This window comes from Natronorubrum tibetense GA33 (genome assembly GCF_000383975.1).
GTDB classification, from domain to species: domain Archaea; phylum Halobacteriota; class Halobacteria; order Halobacteriales; family Natrialbaceae; genus Natronorubrum; species Natronorubrum tibetense.
The window spans coordinates 1,670,822-1,693,738 of sequence record NZ_KB913017.1; the positions used below are offsets into that span (position 1 = coordinate 1,670,822).

Annotated in this window: 20 protein-coding genes; 10 read left to right on the forward strand and 10 right to left on the reverse strand. The window is 64.0% G+C overall.

Annotation, left to right across the window (positions count from 1 at the left end; translation table 11 throughout):
* Positions 1-239: 239 nt before the first annotated feature.
* From NATTI_RS0108660 to NATTI_RS26475, 4 genes are all read left to right on the forward strand, one after another.
* A complete protein-coding gene (locus NATTI_RS0108660; protein ID WP_006092620.1) occupies positions 240-5,087 on the forward strand; it encodes a PAS domain S-box protein in 4,848 nt (1,615 codons plus the stop codon).
* A gap of 78 nt (positions 5,088-5,165) precedes the next feature.
* Positions 5,166-5,996 (forward strand): CPBP family intramembrane glutamic endopeptidase, encoded by an 831-nt coding sequence (locus NATTI_RS0108665; protein ID WP_006092619.1) that lies wholly within the window; start codon positions 5,166-5,168, stop codon positions 5,994-5,996.
* 62 nt (positions 5,997-6,058) lie between these two features.
* Positions 6,059-6,580 (forward strand): Holliday junction resolvase Hjc, encoded by a 522-nt coding sequence (hjc, locus tag NATTI_RS0108670; protein ID WP_006092618.1) that lies wholly within the window; start codon positions 6,059-6,061, stop codon positions 6,578-6,580.
* A 124-nt stretch (positions 6,581-6,704) separates the two neighbouring features.
* A complete protein-coding gene (locus tag NATTI_RS26475; protein ID WP_019991754.1) occupies positions 6,705-6,851 on the forward strand; it encodes a hypothetical protein in 147 nt (48 codons plus the stop codon).
* A gap of 22 nt (positions 6,852-6,873) precedes the next feature.
* On the opposite strand, the gene NATTI_RS0108680 is transcribed toward NATTI_RS26475, so the two are convergent.
* The 3 genes from NATTI_RS0108680 to NATTI_RS0108690 all read right to left on the reverse strand — a co-directional run bounded on the left by NATTI_RS0108680 (position 6,874) and on the right by NATTI_RS0108690 (position 10,698).
* Positions 6,874-8,727: an acyl-CoA dehydrogenase family protein gene (locus tag NATTI_RS0108680; protein WP_006092617.1), complete on the reverse strand. Its 1,854-nt coding sequence runs from the start codon at positions 8,725-8,727 to the stop codon at positions 6,874-6,876.
* A gap of 113 nt (positions 8,728-8,840) precedes the next feature.
* Entirely contained in the window at positions 8,841-9,467 is a 627-nt protein-coding gene (locus tag NATTI_RS0108685; protein ID WP_081603697.1) for an SWIM zinc finger family protein, read from the reverse strand.
* Between the two features lie 457 nt (positions 9,468-9,924).
* On the reverse strand, positions 9,925-10,698 hold the full coding sequence (locus NATTI_RS0108690) for an SDR family oxidoreductase (protein WP_027119102.1): 774 nt from the start codon (positions 10,696-10,698) through the stop codon (positions 9,925-9,927).
* 182 nt (positions 10,699-10,880) lie between these two features.
* Between NATTI_RS0108690 and NATTI_RS0108695 the strand changes: the two genes are divergently transcribed.
* Positions 10,881-11,144: a DUF7472 family protein gene (locus NATTI_RS0108695; RefSeq protein ID WP_006092614.1), complete on the forward strand. Its 264-nt coding sequence runs from the start codon at positions 10,881-10,883 to the stop codon at positions 11,142-11,144.
* Positions 11,145-11,224: 80 nt separating this feature from the next.
* A complete protein-coding gene (locus tag NATTI_RS0108700) occupies positions 11,225-11,623 on the forward strand; it encodes a hypothetical protein (RefSeq protein ID WP_006092613.1) in 399 nt (132 codons plus the stop codon).
* Between the two features lie 31 nt (positions 11,624-11,654).
* Here NATTI_RS0108700 and priL read toward each other — a convergent pair whose 3' ends face one another.
* Positions 11,655-12,737 carry a DNA primase regulatory subunit PriL gene (gene priL / locus NATTI_RS0108705; RefSeq protein ID WP_006092612.1) on the reverse strand — a complete coding sequence of 361 codons (1,083 nt, stop codon included), beginning with the start codon at positions 12,735-12,737 and terminating at the stop codon, positions 11,655-11,657.
* Positions 12,738-12,897: 160 nt separating this feature from the next.
* Here priL and NATTI_RS0108710 point away from each other — a divergent pair, with 160 nt between their 5' ends.
* A complete protein-coding gene (locus tag NATTI_RS0108710; protein WP_027119103.1) occupies positions 12,898-13,764 on the forward strand; it encodes an alpha/beta fold hydrolase in 867 nt (288 codons plus the stop codon).
* 52 nt (positions 13,765-13,816) lie between these two features.
* Here NATTI_RS0108710 and NATTI_RS0108715 read toward each other — a convergent pair whose 3' ends face one another.
* Both NATTI_RS0108715 and NATTI_RS0108720 read right to left on the reverse strand, forming a co-directional pair.
* A complete protein-coding gene (locus tag NATTI_RS0108715; RefSeq protein ID WP_006092610.1) occupies positions 13,817-14,140 on the reverse strand; it encodes a HalOD1 output domain-containing protein in 324 nt (107 codons plus the stop codon).
* Between the two features lie 207 nt (positions 14,141-14,347).
* Positions 14,348-15,091, reverse strand: coding sequence for a DNA polymerase sliding clamp (locus NATTI_RS0108720; protein WP_006092609.1), 744 nt, complete (start codon positions 15,089-15,091; stop codon positions 14,348-14,350).
* Between the two features lie 231 nt (positions 15,092-15,322).
* On the opposite strand from NATTI_RS0108720, the gene NATTI_RS0108725 reads away from it, so the two are divergent.
* Positions 15,323-16,498 (forward strand): sugar phosphate nucleotidyltransferase, encoded by a 1,176-nt coding sequence (locus NATTI_RS0108725; RefSeq protein ID WP_027119104.1) that lies wholly within the window; start codon positions 15,323-15,325, stop codon positions 16,496-16,498.
* The gene (gene glmS / locus NATTI_RS0108730) at positions 16,498-18,372 is read left to right on the forward strand and encodes a glutamine--fructose-6-phosphate transaminase (isomerizing) (RefSeq protein ID WP_006092607.1); all 1,875 of its coding nucleotides are present in this window, start codon (positions 16,498-16,500) and stop codon (positions 18,370-18,372) included. The genes NATTI_RS0108725 and glmS overlap by 1 nt, the downstream gene beginning before the upstream one ends.
* Positions 18,373-18,405: 33 nt before the next feature.
* Here the strand turns inward: glmS and NATTI_RS27475 are convergent, their stop codons facing one another.
* From NATTI_RS27475 to NATTI_RS0108745, 3 genes are all read right to left on the reverse strand, one after another.
* Positions 18,406-18,594, reverse strand: a complete 189-nt coding sequence (locus NATTI_RS27475; RefSeq protein WP_006092606.1) for a hypothetical protein — start codon at positions 18,592-18,594, stop codon at positions 18,406-18,408.
* Between the two features lie 131 nt (positions 18,595-18,725).
* Positions 18,726-19,835 carry a non-hydrolyzing UDP-N-acetylglucosamine 2-epimerase gene (gene wecB, locus NATTI_RS0108740; RefSeq protein ID WP_006092605.1) on the reverse strand — a complete coding sequence of 370 codons (1,110 nt, stop codon included), beginning with the start codon at positions 19,833-19,835 and terminating at the stop codon, positions 18,726-18,728.
* Positions 19,835-20,911, reverse strand: coding sequence for a DUF354 domain-containing protein (locus tag NATTI_RS0108745; RefSeq protein ID WP_006092604.1), 1,077 nt, complete (start codon positions 20,909-20,911; stop codon positions 19,835-19,837). The genes wecB and NATTI_RS0108745 overlap by 1 nt, the downstream gene beginning before the upstream one ends.
* Before the next feature lie 798 nt (positions 20,912-21,709).
* Here NATTI_RS0108745 and NATTI_RS0108750 point away from each other — a divergent pair.
* A complete protein-coding gene (locus NATTI_RS0108750; RefSeq protein WP_006092603.1) occupies positions 21,710-22,495 on the forward strand; it encodes a 23S rRNA (uridine(2552)-2'-O)-methyltransferase in 786 nt (261 codons plus the stop codon).
* Positions 22,496-22,613: 118 nt separating this feature from the next.
* On the opposite strand, the gene NATTI_RS0108755 is transcribed toward NATTI_RS0108750, so the two are convergent.
* Entirely contained in the window at positions 22,614-22,883 is a 270-nt protein-coding gene (locus NATTI_RS0108755; protein ID WP_006092602.1) for a hypothetical protein, read from the reverse strand.
* Between the last annotated feature and the right edge of the window lie 34 nt (positions 22,884-22,917).

Here is a 22,917-nt window from a genome sequence, read left to right on the forward strand (position 1 = left end):
GTGTCTGGACCGAAATCGAACGACGGCAACCGGGGTACTCGCACCGAATTCGTCCCGTCCCGATTCGATCGTCTCTTACCTATCGAACGCCTCTTGGAGAACTCGAGCGAATTTAATTCACTGAATTGGTCCGGACACTGAACCACGAACGTCATTTGCGGGCGTTGCGTACCCGTTGTATGGCTTTCCCTTCGTCTTGTAGGGGGTCGTTCGCGCGTCTCTCCAATCGAGAGACACGAGTGTTCGTTCTTGCCCTCTCGCTCGTGTTCGGTGCGTGGATCGGTCTGCTGATCGTTGCGTCGAATTCCGTGGGACCGGCCGCATCGATAGCATCTAGTCCGATAGCGGAATCGACGCCGGACGTTCCGGTCGTTCTGCCGCTGCTGTTCGGACTCGCCGCGTCCGGCGGTCCGGATCGGGATACTGTCCTCGAGCGACTCGCGACCGACCTCGAGTCGTTCGTCGCCGAGTTCGCGGCCGACAGTTCGCTGCCGGCGGCGAGCCGGGATGGAACTGGCCGGAGCGGGAGGCCAGGAGACGGAACGAGTCGGAACGGAGGCGCTGGGGACGCGACGGAACGGGACGAGACGGATCCGGATGCCTCGGTCCCGAACGAACAAGCCGCGGATGCATCGGCACGAGTCGGCGCAGGCGAGGTCCGAGAGGTGGAGCCGACGTTCGACCTCGAGCGCGACGACGAACTGGGCCGACTGTCGGCGGCCATCGAAACGCTCGCGACGATGGTTCGAGAACGCGACCGACAGTTCGAGGCGGTCTTCGACGATCCGAACACGCTCGTCGCTCTGCTCGACCCGGATGGCACGGTGCGACGGATCAACGAGACGGCCTTCGAGTACGTCGATATCGATGGGGAGGCAGCGATCGGCGAGCCGTTCCGAGCGACGCCCTGGTGGTCGGAGACGCCGACAGCGGACGTACAGGAATGGATCGACCGCGCGGGGGATGGAGAGTACGTCGAGTACGACGCGCATCTGGATCAGCCGACTGGGAGCCGACAGTGGGTGACCGGCACGTTTCGTCCAGTGACGAACGAAACGGGTGACGTCGTGTCGATCGTCGTCTCCGCCCGCGATATCACGGCTCGCAAGAAACACGAACGACGGCTGGAAACGACGAGTACACGACTCGAGGCACTGTTCGAGAGCTCTCCCGACATGATCGATGTCCTCGACAGCGACGGACGGATCGTCGACGCGAATCGACGGCTCTGTGACGAACTCGGGTACGATGAGGACGAGTTGCTCGGAACGGAAATCTGGACGTACGATCAGTCGGTCGACGCAGACGACGTTCAGTCGATACTCGAGTCGCTGTCGGTCGGTGATCGACGGAAGTTCGAGGGGCGATATCGGCGTCGCGACGGCTCGGAATTTCCCGTGGAGGTGCACCTGCTCCACCTCGATCTCGCGGAGGCGAATCGATACATGGCTATCAGCCGCGACATCTCCGAACAGAAGGCCCGCGAACGGGAGTTACAGCGGCACACGACGTACACCGACGAGTTGCTCGACGCCGTCGACGACGTCTTCTACGTTATCGACGAGAACGGTGATGTTCAGCGGTGGAACGAGACGCTCCCGTCGGTGACCGGCTTCTCGGCGGCGGAGATCGAGTCGATGAACGCCGCCGAGTTCTTTACGCCCGCGGATCAGCAACTGGTCGCCGAGACGATCGACGAGGCGCTCGAGACCGGCTCTGCGCGAGTGGAGGTGTCGCTGCTCACCGCCGATGGCGAGTCGATACCCTACGAGTTCGTCGGTTCCAGACTCGAGGATCTCGACGGGAACTCCGTCGTCACGGGGATCGGTCGCGATATCTCCGAACGCAAAGAGCGCGAACGCCAGCTCTCGACGTTGATGAGCAACGTTCCGGGAATGGTATACCGGTGTCGCAACGAGCCGGACTGGCCGTTCGACTTCATCAGCGAGGGCTGTTTCGAACTCACGGGCTACGACCCCGAAACGCTAGAGAACGGCGACGTGAGCTGGGCTTCGGATATCATCCTCGAGCGACACGACGAGCTGTGGGAGACGGTCCAGCAGGCTCTCACGAACCAGGAGCCGTTTCAAGTAAATTTCCCGATCGAGACGGCCGACGGCGACCGCCGCTGGGTCCGCGAACGCGGACGAGGCGTTTTCGACGAGAACGGCGACCTCGAGTCACTGGAGGGCGTGATCACCGACGTCACCGAGCAGACCGAGAACGAACGACGGCTCGAACGGACGACGCGGCTTCTCGAGCAGTCCCAACAGCTAGCCAACATCGGGGCCTGGGAGCTCGACGTGACGGCGGAGCCGTACGATCTCGAGTGGACCGACGAGGTCTCCCGGATTCACAGGCTGTCGCCAAGCGAGGAGATCGATCTGGAACGGTCATTCGACTTCTATCATCCGGCGGATCAGACTGAGATCCGGACGGCAGTCGAGCGCGCCATCGAAGCAGGCGAATCGTACGAGCTGGAACTTCGCCTGGTTACGGACGACGGCGACCAGCGGTGGGTACGCACGATCGGTGAACCGGTCCGCGAAGACGGGACCGTCGTCAAGATTCAGGGCTCGATCCAGGACATTACCAACCGCAAGCGACGCGAACGCGAACTCGAGCGCTACGAGACGATCATTCAGGCGGTCGGTGACCCGGTCTATACGCTCGACGAATCGGGTGAGTTCCAGTTCGTAAACGACGCGATGGAGCCACTTACGGGGTACGATCTCGATCGGCTGCTCGAGTGGGACGTCGCGGACGTTATGACGAGCGCGGATCTCGAGGCGGCCAGAGAATTGGTACGTGACCTGCTCCGCGAGGGCGAACCGTACGGGACCTTCGAGATGGGTCTCGAGACAGCGGACGGCGACGTGATCGAGGTCGAAAACCACGTCGCGCTGTTGCCGATGGACGACGGCGAGTTCGCCGGCACCGCGGGTGTCGTCCGCGACATCACCGAGCGCAAGGAGCGCGAACGCGACCTCGAGCGAACGGCCGATCTGTTAGCGCGCGTCCAGCGCATAGCGAAAGTCGGCGGCTGGGAACTGGACATCGACGCCGAGCCGCCGGAAGCGACCTGGACCGAAGAGTGCTATCGGTTGCACGGCCTGTCTCGCGACGTCACACCGACGCTCGAGACGACTCTCGAGTGCTATCACCCCGAGGATCGATCGTTCGTTCGTACCCGACTCAGGAACGCGATGGACGCCGAACAGGGGTACGATTTCGAAGGGCGACTGCAACCCGACGAGGACGAGATCAGGTGGGTTCGAGCCACCGGTGAACCGATCTTCGACGCGGCGGGCGACCTGCGCGCGTACCGCGGCTCGATCAAGGACATCTCCGAACAGAAAGGGCGGGAACTCGCACTCGAGTCGCTCCACGACACCGCGCGAGAGCTGCTCAACGCCGAGACGGAGACGGCGGTCGCGGAACTGGTCGTCGAGACGGCCGCGAATATCCTCGAGTCGGGGAACGCGGGAGTTTACCTGCTGAATTCGGCAACGAACCGGTTCGAGCCGACCGCGCTCACGGACGAGTTCGTCGATCGGACCGGCGGCGCGCCGTCGATCGCGGTCGGTGACAACGACTCCGTGCTCTGGAACACGTATCTCGCCGGCTCGCAGACGGTCGTCGACGACGCCGCAACCGGCGCCCGGTCGCCGCTGTTCGGCGGCGACGTGCCGGGGGGCTTGCTGGTCCCGATCGGCGACCACGGAGTGTTCGTCCTGGTCGCTCCACCCGCCACGATCGACGACGAGGCGCGACGGCTGGTCGAAACTCTCGTCGCGACGACCGAAGCCGCGTTCGACCGCCTCGAGAGCGAGGCGAGCCTCCGGGAACGCGATGCGGAGCTGGAAGCACAGAACCGCCGGCTTCGCCGCCAGATCCAGATTACCGAGATCATCAGGGGTATCGACCGATCGCTCATCGGCGCCAACAACCGCGGGGAGATCGAACGAACCGTTCCCGAACGGCTCGTCGAAGGCGACACCGTCGCGTTCGCCTGGATCGGCGACGTCGACGCCGCTGGAACGACGCTCGAGCCGCGGAGCTGGGCCGGCGACGAACCGGAGTATCTGGACGCCGTGTCGTTCGATCTCGACGACGGTGCCGACGAGCCGGCTGTGCGGACAATCCGATCGGAGACACCGTCGGTCGTGGAGAACGTCGTCGACGGACTCAAAGACGAGCCGTGGCGGACCAGTGCACTCGACGCGGGCTTCCAGTCGGTGCTCTCCGTGCCGCTGTCGTTCGAAGAGTACAGCTACGGCGTGCTCACGGTGTACGCCGACGAGCCGAACGCCTTCACCGACCTTGAGCGAACGGTGTTCGCGGAACTCGGAGAGGGGATCGCGAACGCGACGAACGCGGCGAAGACCCAGGAGGCGTTGCACGCGGAGACGCTCGTCGAACTCACGCTCGCGCTCGAGGAGAGCGACGACGCGCTGTCCCAAATCGCGAGAAAGACCGGCGCGACCGTCGAGTACGAGGGCCTTGGCGTCGACTCCGGCTCGGAAACGGTGCTGTTCTTCGAGACGAACGGGGCCGCGCCGGCCGATGTCCGTACCGTCCTCGACGATCTCGTCTCCGTGACGGACGCTCGACTCGTCACCGAGTCGGACGAGCAGTGTCTGTTCGAGGCGACCGTCACGGGCGACCTCGTCGCCTCTCGACTGGTTCGTCACGGCGCCAGCCCGCGGTCGATCACCGCAGACGGCGACCGGACGACGATTACCGTCGACGTTCCCACGACCACCGACGTCAGAGAGTTCGTCGAGATGCTCGCCGAGCGGTACGCCGGCGTGGAACTCCAGTCGCGGCGCCACGTCAGGCGAACGTCCAACACGAGACAGCTGATGTCGCTGTTCGACGAGCTAACGGATCGCCAACTCGAGGTGCTCCGGACGGCGTACTTGGCCGGTTTCTTCGAGTGGCCCCGCGAGAGCACCGGCGAGGAGATCGCCGAGATGCTCGAGGTAACCCAGCCGACGGTCAACCGGCACCTCCGGATCGGCCAGCAGCGACTGTTGGCCCAGCTGTTCGAGAACGGCGCGCTCTCGTTCGCCGACGAAGCGTAAGCCGTCCGTTCAGTCGGTCGTTCTCGATGCTGTTTCGAGAAAGGAACATCCAAGGAGGGCGACGCCGTAGCCGACCGCATGGAAACGCCCTCGCACTCGGAACAGCGTGACGGTGCGCCGCTCCGATCGACGTTCGTCGCGATCGGATTGACGGTCTTCGGCCTCCTCATGGCGGAGTTCGCAACGATCCCCGCCTTCCTGGTTGATCCCTCACTGCTCGATGCCGTCATGGGCGGCTCGCTGGGCGACGCCTCGATGGGCGGTCGGGCACTCCTCCTGATGTTGAACTTCGTCGGGATGGCGCTGGCCGGCGTGATCTATCTGTTCGCCACCGATCGCGGGCTGTCGTGGATCGATCTCCGCGTCCCGACCCGAAACGACTGGAAGTACCTGATCGGCGGCAGCGTCGGTGTTATCGTGTTTCTCTATGCGGTGAGTATCCTCTTTATGCTGCTCGACGTCCCCGCCGCGGAGAGTCAGGTGATGGATATCGTCGGCGAGAACCAGACGATGATCCTGATCATGATCTTCATCGTCTTTTTCTTCAACGCCCCCGCCGAGGAGTTCCTCTTCCGGAACGTTATCCAGAAACGACTCTACGAGGGCTTTTCGCGGACGAACGCGATTCTGGTCACGAGCGTCATCTTCGCGGCCGTCCACCTTCCGATGTACCTCCTCGCCGAGACGTTCGTCGCGACGCTCGCGTCGCTGACGATCATGTTCGGCGGCTCGGTGATCTTCGGCTACCTCTACGCGAAGACCGACAACCTGCTGGTGCCGACCATCGCCCACGCCGTGCTCAACGCCTTCCAGTTCACGATGCTCTATCTCGCGATCGAGTTCGGGCTGGACGAGGCCGAGACCGCACCGTCGCTGGTGCTCGAGGCGGTTGCGATGATCCCGCTGTAGTCGCCCGATCAGTGTCGCCGCGTTCTCCCTCCCTTTATTAGGGCAGGCGGGTGAGAGCGTGTATGTCTCAGGCGAAGGGTGACAGACGCGAACGGGAACTCGTCAACGCGCTTGACGAGGCCGGGTTCGCGGTCATGCGTGCACCCGCGAGCGGTTCCGCGACGGAACGCGAACTGCCGGACGTCCTCGCGGGCGACGGCGAACAGTTCTACGCGGTCGAAGCGAAATCGAGTTCGGGTGACCCCATCTATCTCACCGGCGAGGAAGTGGAGGCGCTGATCTATTTCTCCCAAAACTTCGGCGCGAAACCGCGGATCGGTGTCCGATTCGACCGCGAGGACTGGTACTTCTTCCACCCCGGCGATCTCTACGTCACCGACGGTGGCAACTACCGCGTCAAGAAAGAAACGGCCATCGCCGACGGCACCGACTTCGCCGAGTTCGTCGGCGAGAGCGAGAAGGTGACGCTTGCAGAGGTCGGCGACGACGCCGAGGACGGGCCGGACGAAGACGTTCTCCGCGTGCTCAACGCCGTCGAACAGGGCGTGATGGACGTCGAAGAGGCCGCCGAGATACTCGAGTAAGTGGGTCGAATGGACCGTCGCTGACTGCGGTGGGGCGAAGCTATTTGACCATGTGTGTCCTTCACACACCTGTCTCGAGGACGTGAGTACGCCGCTGTCTCGAGATGCGACGGAGGCGTATGAGATGACACTCCCACCAGCCGAGCCGATGTTGGCGTTCGCAGCGGGGGCCTCGGTTCTGTACCTAGCGTTCTGGTGGGTATGGTGGAATGTGCTCGTCGACGACGGGGTCGAACTACAGTACGCCGAGGACGGCTCCGAACTCGACTGACGATAGCTCGCGGGAAGGCTGGTTAGTCGTCCGCCGCCATCGGCTCCGAGAGCGTTTCCGGGTCGACCGACGCACCTCTGACGATCGGTTCGAACGCCTCGAGCGCGAACCGGTCGCCGCTCGAGATTCCCCGCGCGTCGGGTGTCTCGAGTTCGTTCGCGACGAACCGCTGGGCCACGAGCGCCATCCTCCCGTTTCCGCCCTCGAGTTCGGTCTGGGCCTCCTCGAGGAGCAGTGCGCCGGTGAAGACGTCGAAGACGTAGTGGGCGAGGCGTTTGGCCGAGAGCTGTGCGTACTCGCCGTCCGCGCCGGCCAGCATCGCGAGTGCGCCCGCGAGATCGTGATACTCCGCTTCGACCGTCTCGGCGGCGTCCGCGAGCGCTGAATGCGAGACGGTCTCGAGCCGATTCTCGATCCCCTCGAACAGCGGTTCGTGGGCGTCCTCGCGCTCGAGCGCCCGGAGCACGTCCAACGAGAGGATGTTCTCGGTGCCCTCCCAGATCGGCAGCACCTGCGCGTCTCGGAGCAGCCGGTTGGTGACGAAGTCGTTCACGTAGCCGTTACCGCCGTGGACCTCCATCGCGTAGGAGGCGGTCTCGACGGCCATCCGCGCCGTTCGCGCCTTGGCGATCGGCACCAGCAGTCGCATCAGGCGGTAGGTGTCCTCGGTGTCGGTGCCGCTTTCACCCGAATCCGCGCCGCGTTCTGCCCGCTCGCGTTCGGACAACAGCCGTGCCGCCTCGAACGTGTACGCCATTGCGGCCTCGTGGTCGACGGCCATATCGACCAGATCGGCTCTCAGTAGCGGGTACTGGTCGATCGTCTCGCCGAAGGCCTCGCGGTTCGCGGCGTAGATCTTGCTCTCGAGCAGCGCGCGACCGATGATTCCACAGGAGGCGGCGGCGTTCGAGAGCCGTTCGATGTTGAGCATCTCGGTCATCTGTTTGAAGCCGTTCTCTTCCTCACCGACGAGGGAGGCTTTCGCGCCGGTGAACTCGACCTCCCCCGTCGGAACCGCGATGGTCCCGAGTTTGTCCTTCAGCCGCCGATAGAGCTGGTCGTTCACCTCGTCGGGCGCAAGCGGGCCGTTCTCGAGTCGGTCGCCCTTCGTGTAGGGGCTGTCACCGATCTCGTCTGGATCGGCGTGGGGGACCAGAAACATCGAGAGGCCCTGCGTGCCCTCGGGTGCGTTTTCCGTGCGGGCGAGCGCGAGGGTTCCCTCGGCGTCGATATTCGAGCAGAACCACTTCTCGCCGGTGAGTCGCCAGCACTCCGCCTCCGGGTCCCACTCGGCGCGCGTTTCGTTTGCACCCACGTCGCTGCCGCCCTGTTTCTCGGTGAGGAACATCGCGCCCTCGATCAGGTCCTCGTACGTTCGGCTCGTCAGGCCTTCGTAGTAGCCGGCGAGGTCGCCGTCGTCGAACTTCTCGAGGACGAGCGCCGCCCCCGCGGTCATCGCCACCGGGCAGTCGAAGCCGGGGTCGGCGTAACACAGCAGGTACTGCATCGCGAGGTTGTGCGAGAGCGGCATCGGCTCCTCGCGGCCAGACGGGGCCGTAAACGAGTCGGCGACGATCCCCATCTCGTAGGCCAACCGCTCATTTTCGATCTGTTCGGCCGGGTAGCGGACGTGGTTCTGGACCTCGCCGTGTTTGTCGTAGGGCTCGAGTTCCGGCCCGTGATCGTCGATGTAGTCGGCGTTGTCCGCGATCGTGTGGCCGACGATATCGCCGAACTCGGAGAGCCGGGACTCGGCCCACTCGAACTCCGAATCGGTGTAGATTCGGCGCAGTTCGCGCTCGAGGGCGTGATCGAACTCCCAGTAGTTCACGTGGCGTCCCTCCTCGAACTGGCCGTGGTCGATCCCGTCGCTCATACTCTGGTAGTTGTTGGCGCGTGTCAATAAAACGGGCGTGAGTCAACGGATGATTCGTTTTCGATCGTTTACGGGCTCGAGTGGTGAGGCTATTCGACGACTCGAGTGGATCGTCAGCCTGCTTTCTCGAGTCGCGTTCGCGGGAAGACGTAGACCTTCAGCGAGCCCGGGATGACGCCGTTCGTGGCGACGGTCGCGTGGGGGTAGACGGCCCCGACGACGGGGTCGTCGGGCTCGTAGTTCTCGTTCGTTTCGTACTCGGCGACGGAACAGTCGGCAGCGCCGATCTGGACCGCGTCTGCCCGCAGGTCGGAGACGTCGACGACGGTGAGTCGGTCGCCAGTTTCGCGGTCGCGGACCGCGTCACCCGGCCAGATCGCGTGTTCGTCGCAGTAGGCGGGCGCGTTCGCCGCGTCCTCGTCGACGAAGACGGCCGTCCCGCAGTCGTGACACGGGACCGCGACCTCGCCCGGCGGCGGCGTTCGGCCGTCGGTGATCTCGATGGCGACCCGGCGGATGTGCTTGCAACGAGCCTCTCGAAAGATGTGGTCCGGACAGGTGCAGCGACCCCCCTCGAGGTCGACGAGGTAGGTGTGGTCGCTGGCGGACTCGACCTCGTAGAGGCCGTCGCCCAGCGAGAGGACGGACATCGGTTCGGTGCGAGCGCGGCGCGCCCGCGCCTCGAGGCGGTTGCTCGGCGGTACTGGCAGTGGTGTTTTCGGTGACGCTGTTGTGTTCATAGGTGCGTCGGAGCGATGCGATCAGGACGTGCTGATCGGCTTTGTCGTAGTCGATTGGCTATTCGAAGTGTATAAGCGTTCGATCGATATAACACGTCTGCCGGCAGTTGCAGGCAGCTGCTTTATGTGGGGTTCGACTGGCGACCCCTTCAGTTCGAGTGGAGCGCCGCTAGTGAAATGCAACTGCTCAGCGGTATTCCGTCGTGAAACATACGCTCACTACACCTGCTTATCGATCGGTGAGATCTCTCCCAATCAGCGTACCTCTTCGAAGCGTCGTACCGAATACAGAGCGGGTATCGGTCACCGAGTTTCGACCAGCGGTGGCCGATCAAATCCGCAGATCGACGGGGAGCAGCGACCGGCGATACATCGTCTGTGAAAAGCGTACCACGCGGCCGGTGCAGTACGGACGAGAGTCCGACAGTCACTCGTTCTTGTGACTGTCGTTCGGTAGCTACTGGGTGTTCGTCATCCCGCCGTCGACGACGAGCGATTCACCGGTCACGTAGTCCGAGAGATTGCTTGCGAGATACAGCGCCGCGTCCGCAACGTCTTCGGGTTGGCCAGCCCGCCGTGTCGGGATCGCCTGCAAGAAGTCGGCTTCGGCATCTGTACCCATGATCGGGTAGTCGTCAGTCGTCATCGACGTCTCGATCAGACCCGGATGGATCGCGTTCACCCGAACGCCATCGGGCCCCAGCTTTGCCGCCATCGCGTATGTGAGCAGTCGCACAGCACCTTTCGTCCCGCAGTAGGTGACGAACTCACCCGACCCCTCGAGGCCGGCAACCGACGCGAGATTGATGATCCGGCCACCACCGGTTTCGACCATCCGCTTTGCCGCCGCTTGTGCGCCGAAAAAGACACCTTTGACGTTGATGTCCATCATCCGACCGAACTCGTCCTCGTCGACTTCCAGGAACTCCTCTCCGTGGAAGATTCCCGCGTTGTTCACGATAACGGTGACGCCGCCGAACTCCTCGGCGGCCTCGACCGCCGATTCGAGGTCATCGACTTTCGTGACATCACACTCGACGAACGTCGCCTTCGCATCGGTTTCGGCTTCGATCAGGTCGTGCGTTGGTTCTCCGCCTTCTCGAGGCGACTCCTGAATATCCGCGACGACGATGTCGGCCCCCTCTGCGGCGAACCGGCGGGCGATCGCACGTCCGTTTCCGCTCGAACCACCCGTCACAACTGCTACGTCTTCCATGAGTAGTGGGGACATGGCACACAATATAGGTCGGGAGAAGAAATAACGTTAGCGTAAGACCACTCGAGAGGCCGCAGCGAGGACGTCGCGAACGCAACCGTGACCGCTCGGCGGACCGGTGGGTCGGGTCGCCGCCCGAACTGCACCGGCGCGCCCTTCGAAGCGCTTTTGCCCGGCCCGCCGAAATCGATCCAGTAATGCTCGAGCGTGAGCGAATCATCGAAATCGTCGTCGCCGTCGCCGCCGTCCTCCTGATGCTCGGCGTCATGATCGGTATCGGCTCCGAATACGGTGGCAACGGACAAGCCATGTCGACCGACGGCGGAGAGATGCTCGTCATCGCGATTGTCGGCTTCATCCTCCTGTTGACCGCCGTCGGCATCGCCCTCGCGTTCGTCCTGAACGATCCCGAGGACGGACTCGAGGCGGACGACGACCCTGACGCCCAGAGCGCAGCCTGAGTTCGGCCGTCCACGCTGCCCGGTGAGCCGAACTGGCGAATCTGCAACATCTTTTTCACGCCCCGTAGATGACAGTAGATATGGACAATATCGACGCCAGTTCGGAGTCGCGAGCAGGATCGGGGCGTCGTCTTCGACGGCTCGCCGTCGTCGCCGTCTTCGTGCTCCTCGGCACCTCGCTGCTCGTACGGACGACCTCCGTCGTCGATCCGGTGCTTGCCGGCGGTGCACTGGCTGTTTTGGCCGTGCTCGGCGTCGTTCTGTTGCTGTCGTCGTCGGGGTCAACGTCGGGAACGGGCGGCGACGACGAGGACGGGAACACCGACGATGGGGGGTCCGACGTCTGGGACGCGATTCCCTCCTGGCAGTACGAGGGCCGACACGTCGAATCGGGCGGTCTCGCTCGTGGCGAACAGGAACAGGCGTTGCAGGACATTCAGCGACAGGCCGACGAACTGTCCGAGGAGCCCGAAAAATAGTCGCGCGCTCGGTAGCACCGGTTCGTCCTGATCAATCGCCGCTCGCTTCCTGACTCTCGTCGCCCTTCTCCCGCCAGTCCTCGACCTCGTCGTCGTCGGCGTCGTCGATCCGCTCCTCGTAGTAGGCCATCGGATGCGGAATGCGCTCGCAGAGGTCGTCCTTGTTCACGCAGTCGCCGTAGGACTGCATCGTCGCACAGGAGGGCGCGGAGTACTCCGTCGGCGAGGAGTCGCCGCGGATGTGATCGGTCTGGTAGCGAGTCATCTCCTCGCCGAACGACGAGTTGACGCGGTAGAGATCGACGATCTCGTCGGTCGTCATCCCGATGTTCGCCAGGAAGGCGGTGATCGCAAACCGTGAGTGGTGTGGGAGGTGTTCGCCCTTCTGAATCTGATCGAGCAGGGCCTTCATACATGGCGGGAACAGGTCCGGAACGACGGTGTCGATCTCCCGTGTGAGTTCGAGGTCGGCAAGTACCTCCCGAATCTCGGCTTCTTCCTCCTCGAGCGCGGTCGCGATGACGTCGGGAACGTCGAACGGAAGCCCCTCCTCGATCCGACTCCGGATGGCCTCCTGGAGCAAGACGAGGAGTTCGGCCTCCGAGACCGGTACCTCGCCGTCGGCCAGCGCGCGGTTGACGAGTCGCCACTCGTCGTCCCAGCAGTCCTCCGCCAGTGGCAGGTAGGTTCCGACGTCGATCTGGTAGCCGTCGGGGATCTCTCGGACATCGCTGTCGAGGTCGAACTCCGAGAGGAGCGTCTCGAGGTCGAGCCCCGTCGACTCGACGCTTTTGAGTTCGGTCGTCTCCTCGAGGTCGGCCGTAAAGCGGTCGTAGGCCGTCGCGGCTTCGGCGCGGGCGTACTTCCGTACGAGGATGTTTTCCTCGACCATCGAGACGAGCACGCGCGCCACCGGGTAGGAGAGCAACTCGACGCGGGCCTCCCGCCGCGATTCGCCGGTTTCGCCGTCCTCGAGCGCCGCCACGACGCGCTCGCGAGCGCGGTCGACGACCGCCTCGTCCTGCTCGACGACGGTGGCCAAGTCGACGGCCTCCGTCGCCACCGCGTCGCGGGCAGCCTCGAGGAACGGGTACCGGGCGTGCAGTCGCTGCATCGGTAATGGGATGTTACTGCGCGGGGTTAAACCCGCTGATTGTTCGTCGGATCGCGGGGGACGGTAACCGGTGATTGGATCGCTCGATCGTCGGCGACTCCCGGTGTTGACGGCGCAGATGAGGGTCGATTTCAAGGGGATCCGATACGTCACTCCGAGTATGCCACGGGCGCTACGCGACGATGTGTCGATCTACTACGAGCGCGAGGAAAGCGAGGACGGCGGTACCCCTGTCGTCTTCGTGCAGGGACTGGGCTACGGCCGGTGGATGTGGCGGTGGCAGCGTGAGGCCGTCCGCGACGGCTACGACGTGATCGCGCCGGACAACCGCGGGACGGGCCAATCCGACACCGGACTGCCGCCGATCCTCCCGCGACTCCCCCGCAAACTCCGCGCGCCGCTCATCTTCAAACTGGCAGGGTACTCCATCGGGGGCCTCGCGGCCGATCTGGAGGCCGTCCTCGAGGACGCGGGCATTCGAGAGGCCCACATCGTCGGCGCGAGTATGGGCGGGATGATCGCCCAGCGCTACGCGATCGAGTACACCCGCGCGAAGACGCTCACGCTCTGTTGTACGAGCCACGGCGGTCCGGACGCCGTTCCGGTCCCAGAGGAGACTCAGGAGTTCATCTTCGACGTTCCGAAGGGGGCCAGCGAGCGTGAAAAACTCCGTCATCGCATGCGTCCCGCGTTCAACGAACGGTTCACGAACCGGAACCCGCACCTGATGGACCGGATCCTCGAGTGGCGACTCGAACAGGACGCCGAGGACCCGGCCCGGGAGGCACAGGCCGCCGCCGTCCTGAACTTCGATGTCAGCGACCGTCTCGACAGCATTCGAGTGCCGACGCTGGTTCTCCACGGAACCGACGATCAGGTCGTCCCCGCGGCGAACGCGACGTTACTCGAGGAGGCGATTCCGAACGCCCGACTCGAGCGGTTCGAGGGCGGCTCGCACCTGTTTTTCATCGAGGACGCCGAGGACGTGAACGAGGAACTGCTGGCGTTTCTCGACGAACACGAGTGACAGCGCGCTCGGCGGGGGTTCCGTTCGGCTACTGGAGGATTGGGTACTCGAATTACGGCTCGGCCGCGACGGGACCCCGTCGGATTCGAATCTCGCCGTTGCTCTGTACGCCGACGTCGAACCCTTCGTAGCTGAACCACAGCTGGTGGACACCGGCGTCGTCGCTGCGGCGGGCGTGTCGGACGAGCGAGTCGAGCGCGTCGGGTTCGACGGCCTCGTAGAGCGGGCTGAGTTCCACTGGGGAGTCACCGGTAAGCGTGGCGACCGCCGTTACGACGGCGTCACTCGCCTGCTCGCCGGCGTCGGGATCGAACGTCGCGACGTATCGGAGTTCGGCTGCCTCTGAGGCGTCCGTCTGATCGTCTGCGGAGGGCATACGTGGTCTACTGTGGAGAGACTGGTAGGTCGTATCCTTACTATATCGTATTTTTAAATAAGGGTGCGTACACATCCGTTCGGTGATATCTCAACGAGGAGTGCCATCTGGCCACGCTACCAGGACGAACTTAGCCAAATTCGGCGCTACGAGTAATAACTAGAAAACGCCCCACCGTAAGAACGGTTTTACTTTGAGGCGGCGCGATCAGTCGCTCTGAATGCGCGGTGCGAGCATGTAGGTGACCTGTCCCTGCCCCTCCGCGAAGCCGAAGTAGATCTTGACGGGGAACTCCTCGCCGAGATGGAGCGTGACCTCGGTATCGGAGGGAATCGCCTTGTTCATGTCCTTGAGGTAGTCGAGCGAGAACAGCGAGTGGGCCGGACCGACCTGCAAGTCGATCAGGTCCTCCTGGGTGAGTTCGAGGTGGACGTCGTCGGTGTCGCCCTCCGCGTCGACGTAGAAGTACTCGTCTGCCTCCTTGACGCCGAGTGCGATGTGATCGCTCACCATGTCGGCCGCTTTGACCGAGCGGTTGACATCTTTACCCTCGAGGATGACCTCCGCGGGCAGGTCGAGATCCGGAATGTCCGGCTCCTGTCGGATGGAGTCGGGATCGATGAGCGCGAGGGTGTACTCGAGCCCGTCGATCTGGATGTGGAGTTTTCGCGTCTCTTCGTCGAGTTCGAGCTGAATGAGCTGGCCGGATTCGGCCATGCCTGCGATATCCTCGAGTCGCGAGAGGTCGACACCGATCAGCCCGCCGTCGGCTTCGTAGGATTCGAACGCCGCCGCTTCGAGCGAGAGGTCGACCATGCCGACGTTGGCGGGGTCGACGGCCCGAATCTCGAGGCCGTCTTCCTCGAGGTGAATTTTACACTCGTCGACCAGCACGCTCACCGAATCGAGCGCGCTGGTGAGCGTTGCCGCGCTCACGATGGCCTTGAACATATAACTCGGCGTACGGACGGTTGCCATAAAAAGCCACCCTTTACGCGCGAGCGCGACGCGGCCGAAGCGGCGGGTACCGCCGCGTCGAAATCTCGTATTTGTCGTCGAAACGGTGACTGCGGTCCGACGTTGTGGTGTCGTTTCACCCCGTTCGCTCTCGAGAGGAGTATGCTGTCTGTTAACGTACAGTAAGGTGACACAAACGAAATACCGAGAAATCGCCCGTTCGGTATGAGTCTTCCTTCTGCGGTTGTCCTCGCGGCGGGCGAGGGAACCCGCCTCAGGCCGTTGACTCGAAATCGACCCAAACCGATGCTCCCGGCGGGAACCAGGCCCATCCTCGAGCACGTCTTCGATCAGTTGATCGAGGCTGGGATCGACTCGATCACGGTCGTCGTCGGCTACCGCGGCGACCGAATTCGGTCCTACTTCGGCTCGAGCTATCGGGAGGCCGACCTCACGTACGTCCGCCAGGATCGACAGCTCGGAACAGGCCACGCCCTCCGTGCTGCGTCGTCGGTCGTCGACGGAACGACCCTCGTCGTCAACGGTGATCAGCTCGTGGACAGCCGACTCATCGACGACGTTGTTGCCACGCACGACGCCGACGCCGCCGCGACGATCGGCCTCGTCAGGCGACAGGAGATCGGCGAGTACGGCGGCGTGATTCTCGAGCACGACGGCACCGTCACGGAGCTGGTCGAACGGCCGCAGGACGATCGAGCGTACAAACTCAACGCCGGCGTCTACGCAGTCGAGCCCTCGATCTTCGACGCGATCCGCCGAACGGAGCCGACCAACGGCGAGTCCTCGCTGGTCGACGCTGTTACGACGCTGATCGAGAGCGACGAGACGGTTCGCGGGACCGTCTCGGACAGCTACTGGCTCGACGCGACCTACCCGTGGGATCTGCTCGATCTCTCCGATGCGCTGTTCGACACCGGGGTGATCGACGAGGCGATCGCGCCGTCCGCGACCGTCCACGGCTCGGCGACGATCCGATCGCCGGTGGTGATCGACCGCGACTGCGAGGTCGGTCCCGGGGCGGTCGTCGGCCCGCACACCTGTCTCGGCGAGAACGTGACCGTCGGCTCGAACGCCGTCGTCGAGCGGAGCGTGATCGACGCCGACAGCCGCCTCGGCGCCAACGCGACGGTCGTCGACTGCGTGACCGGCATCGGTGTCGACGTCGGCCACGGGTCCGTCGTTCCGGGCGGACCTGGGGACGTTCGCGTCGGCAACCGGTTTTTCCAAGACGAGCCGATTGGGGCCTTACTCGCCGATCGGGTTACCGACCGCGGCGGCGTGACGTACGCGCCGGGGACCATCGTCGGGGCCACTGCGACGATCGCCGCCGGCGCGACGATCTGCGGCACGATCGAGGACGAAATGGAGGTGCGTTCCTGATGTGCGGCATCATCGGTTACGCCGGCGGCGATTCGGACGATACCGTCCTCGAGCGACTTCTCAACGGTCTGTCGAACCTCGAGTACCGCGGCTACGACTCGGCCGGAATCGCGGTGGCGAACGCGCCGCTCGCTGTCGAAAAACGCCAGGGCGAACTCTCGGAACTCGAGCGGGCGCTCGCTGGCGGCGGTACCGAGTTCGACGGGAGCGCAGATTCGGAGACCGGGATCGGGAGCGACGCCGTCGACGGCTTCGACGGCCCGACGGGGATCGGCCACACGCGCTGGAGCACGCACGGCCCGCCGTCGGACGTCAACGCCCACCCGCACACGAGTCCCGACGGTTCGGTCGCCGTCGTCCACAACGGAATCATCGAGAACTACCGCGAACTCCGCGAGGAGCTGTCGGCGACCGGCTACGAGTTCCGGAGCGACACCGACACCGAGGTCGTCCCGCACCTCATCGATCGGGAGCGGGCGAAGGGTGCCGACCGCTTCGCCGCGTTTCGTGCGGCGATCGACCGACTCGATGGGAGTTACGCCATTGCCGCGGTGTTCCCCAGCTGCGAGACGATTTTCGTCGCCCGGGACGAGTCACCGCTCGTCCTCGGTCTCGGAGCCGACGGCAACTTCCTCGCGAGCGACGTTCCCGCGTTCATCGAGTACACGAACCAGGTCGTCTACCTCGACGATGGCGAGTTCGCGGCGGTCTCGCCCTCGTCGGTGACCGTCTCCGACGAGTTGGGCTCCGTCGTCGAGAAGTCGGTCGAGACGATCGACTGGGATCCGGAGGACGCCGGCAAGAGCGGCTACGACCACTACATGCGAAAGGAGATCACCGAACAGCCCCGCGCGATTCGGGACTGTCTGCGCGGTCGCATCGAAGAGCTGGGTGCTACCGTCTCGCTTCCCGAACTCGAGGAACTCGAGAGCCCGTCGGCGGTCCAGTTCGTCGCCTGCGGAACGTCTTATCACGCGGGCCTGTTCGGCGAGCGGCTGCTCCAGCGCCGCGGGATCCCCGCCCAGACGTTCGTCGCGAGCGAGTACGACGCCGACCAGCTGCCCGTCGACGAGGAAACGCTCGTCGTCGGCGTCACCCAGAGCGGCGAGACGGCCGACACGATGCGCGCGCTTCGGGGGGCCAACCGCGCCGGTGCCACGACGCTCGCGCTGACCAACGTCGTCGCCAGCTCTGCCGCACGGGAGTGCGACCACGTGCTCTACATCCGGGCCGGCCCGGAGATCAGCGTCGCCGCGACGAAGTCCTTCGCCTCCCAACAGGTCACCCTCTCGTTGCTCGCGACCGCGCTTGCCGAGACCGCGGATCCCTCCTCGTCCGCCTCGCGCGAGCACCTTCGCGAACTCCGGCGGCTTCCAGATTACATCCAGTCCGTACTGGACGATTCGAACGCCCGATCAGTCGCCGAGGCGTTTCTCGAGTCCGACGCTTACTTCTTCATCGGCCGAGGGTACAACGCGCCGGTCGCGCTCGAGGGGGCGTTGAAGCTCAAGGAGATCACGTACCGACACGCCGAGGGGTTCCCGGCCGGCGAGTTGAAACACGGGCCGCTGGCGCTTGTCACGGAGGCAACGCCGGTGTTCGCGGTCGTCTCGAGCCGGGAGAAGACGTCGGCGACGATCGGGAACGTGACGGAGGTGCAGGCTCGCGGAGCGCCGGTCGTCGCGGTGACCGATTCGCCGGAGACGGTCGGCAGCCACGCCGATTTCGTCCTCGAGGTGCCCGAGACGCATCCGGCTGTGATGCCGATCGTTGCGAACGTCCAGCTCCAGCTGGTCGCCTACTGGCTGGCCGACGCGCTCGATCGACCGATCGACAAACCGCGGAACTTGGCAAAGAGCGTCACCGTCCTGTAGCTCATCGTTCGAACGACGAGACGGTGTATCGTCTCAATACTCGTCTACCTCGTCAAGGTGCGCCCGCCCGAGAATCACGACCCGCCTGTCGACGAGACCGAGGTCCGGTGGCCGGTGCTCGAAGCCGAACTCGTACGCGTCGACCCGTCCGTCGTCGTGCCGATTGGCAGTTTCGCGACGGTCGAGATCCTCGAGACGGACGAGACGATCACCGACCTGCACGGGACGGCCGACTCGTCAGACCGTCGTTCCACCCCGCGGCTGCGCTCTACGATCGGAGCAAGGCCGAGGCGATCGAATCGGCCTTCGGCACGGCGCTCGAGGACGCCTGACGGGCAGCTCGCCCGACGATATCAGTCCGACGCCAGCGACTCGACCGCCAACTCCGACTCGGCGGTGTCGACGTGTCGCTGGAGGATATCTGCGATCCGACGGCTGGCTTTCCCGTCGCCGTAGGGTTCGGGCGTCTCCTCGGGCGTCCGATCGCCCCGCAGCGCCTCGCGGATGGCGTCCGCGTCCGCCCCGACGAGTTCGTTCCAGCCGGCGTCGACGGTCTCCGTCCACTCCGTCTCCTCCCGCATGGTCACGCAGGGCGTCTCGAGGAAGAACGCCTCCTTCTGGACGCCGCCGGAGTCCGTCGCGATGCGTTCGGCGGTGTCGAGCAGCCGAACGAAGTCGAGGTAACCCAGCGGTTCGATGATCTCGAGTGCTTCTTCCGCTCGCTCCCGAAGCCCGTACTCCTCGAGTCGGTCGATCGTTCGGGGATGGGCCGGAAACACTACCGGCAACGGCGCATCTGACAGAGCGTCGAGAATGGACTCGAGGTTCGCCCGGGCGTCCGTATTGTGCTGGCGGTGGACCGTCGAGAGGATGAACTCGCCCGCCTCGAGTCCGAGGTCGTCGAGGACGTCCGACCGATCCGCGACCCGCTCGCGAACCTCGAGAATGCTGTCGTACATCACGTCGCCGGTCCAGTAGACGCCCTCGGTGATCCCCTCGGTCGCGAGTGCGTCGACAGCTTGCTCGCTCGGCGCGAAACGGAGATCCGAGGCGTGATCCGTCAGCACGCGGTTGATCTCCTCTGGCATCTCGCGGTTGTGACTGCGCAAGCCGGCTTCGACGTGTGCGACGACCACGTCGCATTTCGAGCCGACGATGGCTCCCGCGAGCGTCGAGTTCGTGTCGCCGTAGAGCAGGATGACATCTGGCTCGGTCTCCTCGACGACGGGTTCGATCTCGGCGATCATCTTCGCGGTCTGGCGGCCGTGGGTGTCCGACTTCACGCCGAGGTTGAAGTCCGGCTCCGGGATACCGAGTTCGTCGAAGAAGACGTCCGACATCTCCTCGTCGTAGTGCTGGCCGGTGTGAACTAACACCTCTTCGCCGACCGCCCGCAGCTCCCGCGAGACGACCGCGGCCTTAATGAACTGCGGCCGAGCGCCGACGATCGAACAGACCCGCATCAGCTCACCTCCGTGACCGGTTTGGCGGTCTGTTTCGGCTGCGTATCGCCGTAGGAGGTCGCGATGTTACAGATCAGCTCCGTCAGGTTGTCCATGTCTGCGACGTACTCGTCTCGCCGCCGTTCCCAGATTTCGGTCGTCGAGTCGTCAGCGAGCAGTTCCCGCGACTGCTCTAAGACCGCCTCGAACTCCTCGAGGTTTCTGATCAGGCCCGCCTCCTCGAGTTCGATGAAGTTCCCCATGTCCGCCTCGCCGACGAACGAGTTCGAACGGATGGCCGGCGTCCCGAGCAGCGCGGCCTCGGTGACCATCGTCTGGGTGTCCGCGACCAGCAGGTCGGCCGCCGCCAGCGCGTCGTGCATCTTCGCGGGATGGAGATCGAACCGCCGTGCCGGAAGGTCGTCGAAGTCGAGCTTGCCGCCCTCGTCGGAGACAAAGATGGTTGCGTGTTCGGAGAGCTCCGAGAGAAGCCGGCGGCGTTGCTCAAGCGAGAACCCCTTCTTCCCAACGTCGTGGTGGCCGTTGAACGCGTTGAGCCGAACGATGGCGTAGGGCTCGTCCGCCCCGACGCCGAGATCGTCCCGGATCGAGGGGTCCGGTTCGAAGACGTCCGGGTGGAGGTAGGCCGACTCCGCGACGCCCGAGAACTTGTAGTGTTTGCTCCCGAGGTCCTTTCGGAACGCACTCGGCGTCAGAATCGCCCGAACGAACGGGCGGGCGACGACGTGATCGAACGATGTCTCAGAATCCAGTACGGCGATCGACGGCGTTCGGGACATCAGGCCGGCAGCAGCCGCGTACGGTCCTTTGCCGAAGATGACGTCCGGGTCGAACTTCCGGACGCGGCGAGCGATGTTGTACAGGTGGGTCGGGAGTTCCCAGGCGAGCGACTGAAGCGATTCGCTTCGCTTGCCGTAGGTTTCGTAGGGGAGATCGTGATACGAGAGGAGCGTTTCGGTAAATTCGTCGCTTCTGGCGAAGACGAGGACGTCGTGGCCGCGGTCCTCGAGCCGTTGGACTGCGTGTTTGTACTGATGGACGTGAGCCGGTGTGTTATTGAAGATCAAACATTTCATTGATACTCACCGCTAGTGGCACTCGTATACCTTCTTTCGTGACACCTTGTTATGGCTGTTGTAAGGCGTGAATGTGTCCAAGATATGAGTTATATATGTGGGAGAAATACGCAGAAATGGTGGTGGAAGACTATCGATTTAGAACGCGTCCGCCTCTGCTCTAACGGACCTAATTAGGGGTTTCAGGGCGTATTAGCTGTGGTGCTGTTCCGGAGCAACCTGGCGAAAACCGGCTGGCGCACTGAGTTATTTCGGGATACTAATATTAAATCTGACAACTAGATGTGTCGGATCTGATTACTTTATTATCAGTATTAGTACTATATGCGGAACGTCGGGTACCGTAAACGAGCCGCTGTACTGTACCACTAAACGGGACGTTGACAGAGATAGTGGACGGTTGTTCGCTGTCGACGGACACTACAGTCCGTTACAGCGGCGGACGGTAACGGCTGCTGGCGTCGGGATCGGTCGACGACCGACCCGGACTCGTGGGAATTCATCGCATGGCTACCGCCGTCGGCGTCCGTTTGGCCCTGCTGTAGCGTGCCGTGTGCGATAGAACGCCGACCCAACTCGGCCGGGATTCGTCCACGCTCGAGAGTCCTCGGTGACAGACACGACTCGTAGCCGACGCGAATCGACTTGGGAATCCGGCGTTCGACGACCGAAGCCGATTGCTCGACGTCGGACGCTATTCGATGTACCTTTCCGGATCGACGGCGTATCTTCTACTATGACCGACAATTCGCCGACCGTTTCCACGCGAACCGTATTCACGGGATGTCTGAGGGAGCTATGACACGAAAAGACGACTACTACAACCGAGCGAAACAGCAGGGCTACCGCAGTCGCGCCGCGTACAAGCTCAAACAGCTCGACGACCTCGAGAACGTCATTGAGGGCCGAGACACGGTCGTCGACCTCGGTGCCGCCCCCGGCGGCTGGCTGCAGGTCGCCGCCGAAAAGGTCGGTCCCCAGGGGACCGTCATCGGGGTCGACCTCCAGCGGATCAAGGACCTCGAGGATCCGGCGCTGGTCGATCAGGTCGAAACCCTCCGCGGGGACATGACCGAGGAGAAAACTCGCGAGCGGGTCGTCGAGGCCGCGGGCGGCAAGGTCGATGCCGTCGTCTCGGACATGGCACCCAACATGTCCGGTGAGTACTCGCTCGACCAGGCTCGGTCGCTGTACCTCGCGCGACAGGCGTTCGAGACCGCTCTCGAACTGCTCGACACCGGCGGCAACTTCGTCGTCAAGGTCTTCGAGGGACCGGACGTCGACGAGTTCCGGGCGGACGTCGAGGAGGAGTTCCAGTACGTTCGCGTTACGTCGCCGAAAGCCAGCCGCGAGGAGTCCTCCGAGATCTTCTTCATCGCGAAGGGACGGCTCACCGCCCCGGTCGCGACGGGCGACGAACTCGAGGTCGAGATCATCGACGTCGGCAGCGAGGGCGACGGCATCGCAAGCGTCGAGGGCTACCGGCTGTTCGTCCCGTCGACCGAGAAGGGCGACGTCGTCACGGTCCGCGTCGAGGACGTTAAACCGAACTTCGGGTTCGCGGAGCCCCTCGAGGACGACTGAGACGGGCTGCTGTACCGTTTTTCCGAAGAACTGCAGGAGGGTCGCGGTTGCTCCGGAACTGACGTGCCGTCGTCCGAACGAGCGCCGAGCGTCGGATCGGAGATCCGACCGTCGCGTACTACTCTTGTTCTCGTTGCTCTGTGCGTTCGTACGTGAGTTCGAACTGCGAGAGCGACTCGTCGGCGGTCGCAACGTAGAGCGCCTCGAGGTGGGCGAACAGTTCGTCGGGCGGCGCGTCGCCGTCCTCGCACGCCTCGCAACTGATCGCGAGTTCGTCGTAACAGTGGCCGATCGCCTCGTGAAGCACGCGCTGGGTGGTCGGCGTGAGCGGCAACTCGACCGTCTGCGGGTCAGCGCCGTCTACTCGTCCGATCGCTGGTGATGTCATACGGGTACAGTCGCGTACCACCGTGTAATAGCTT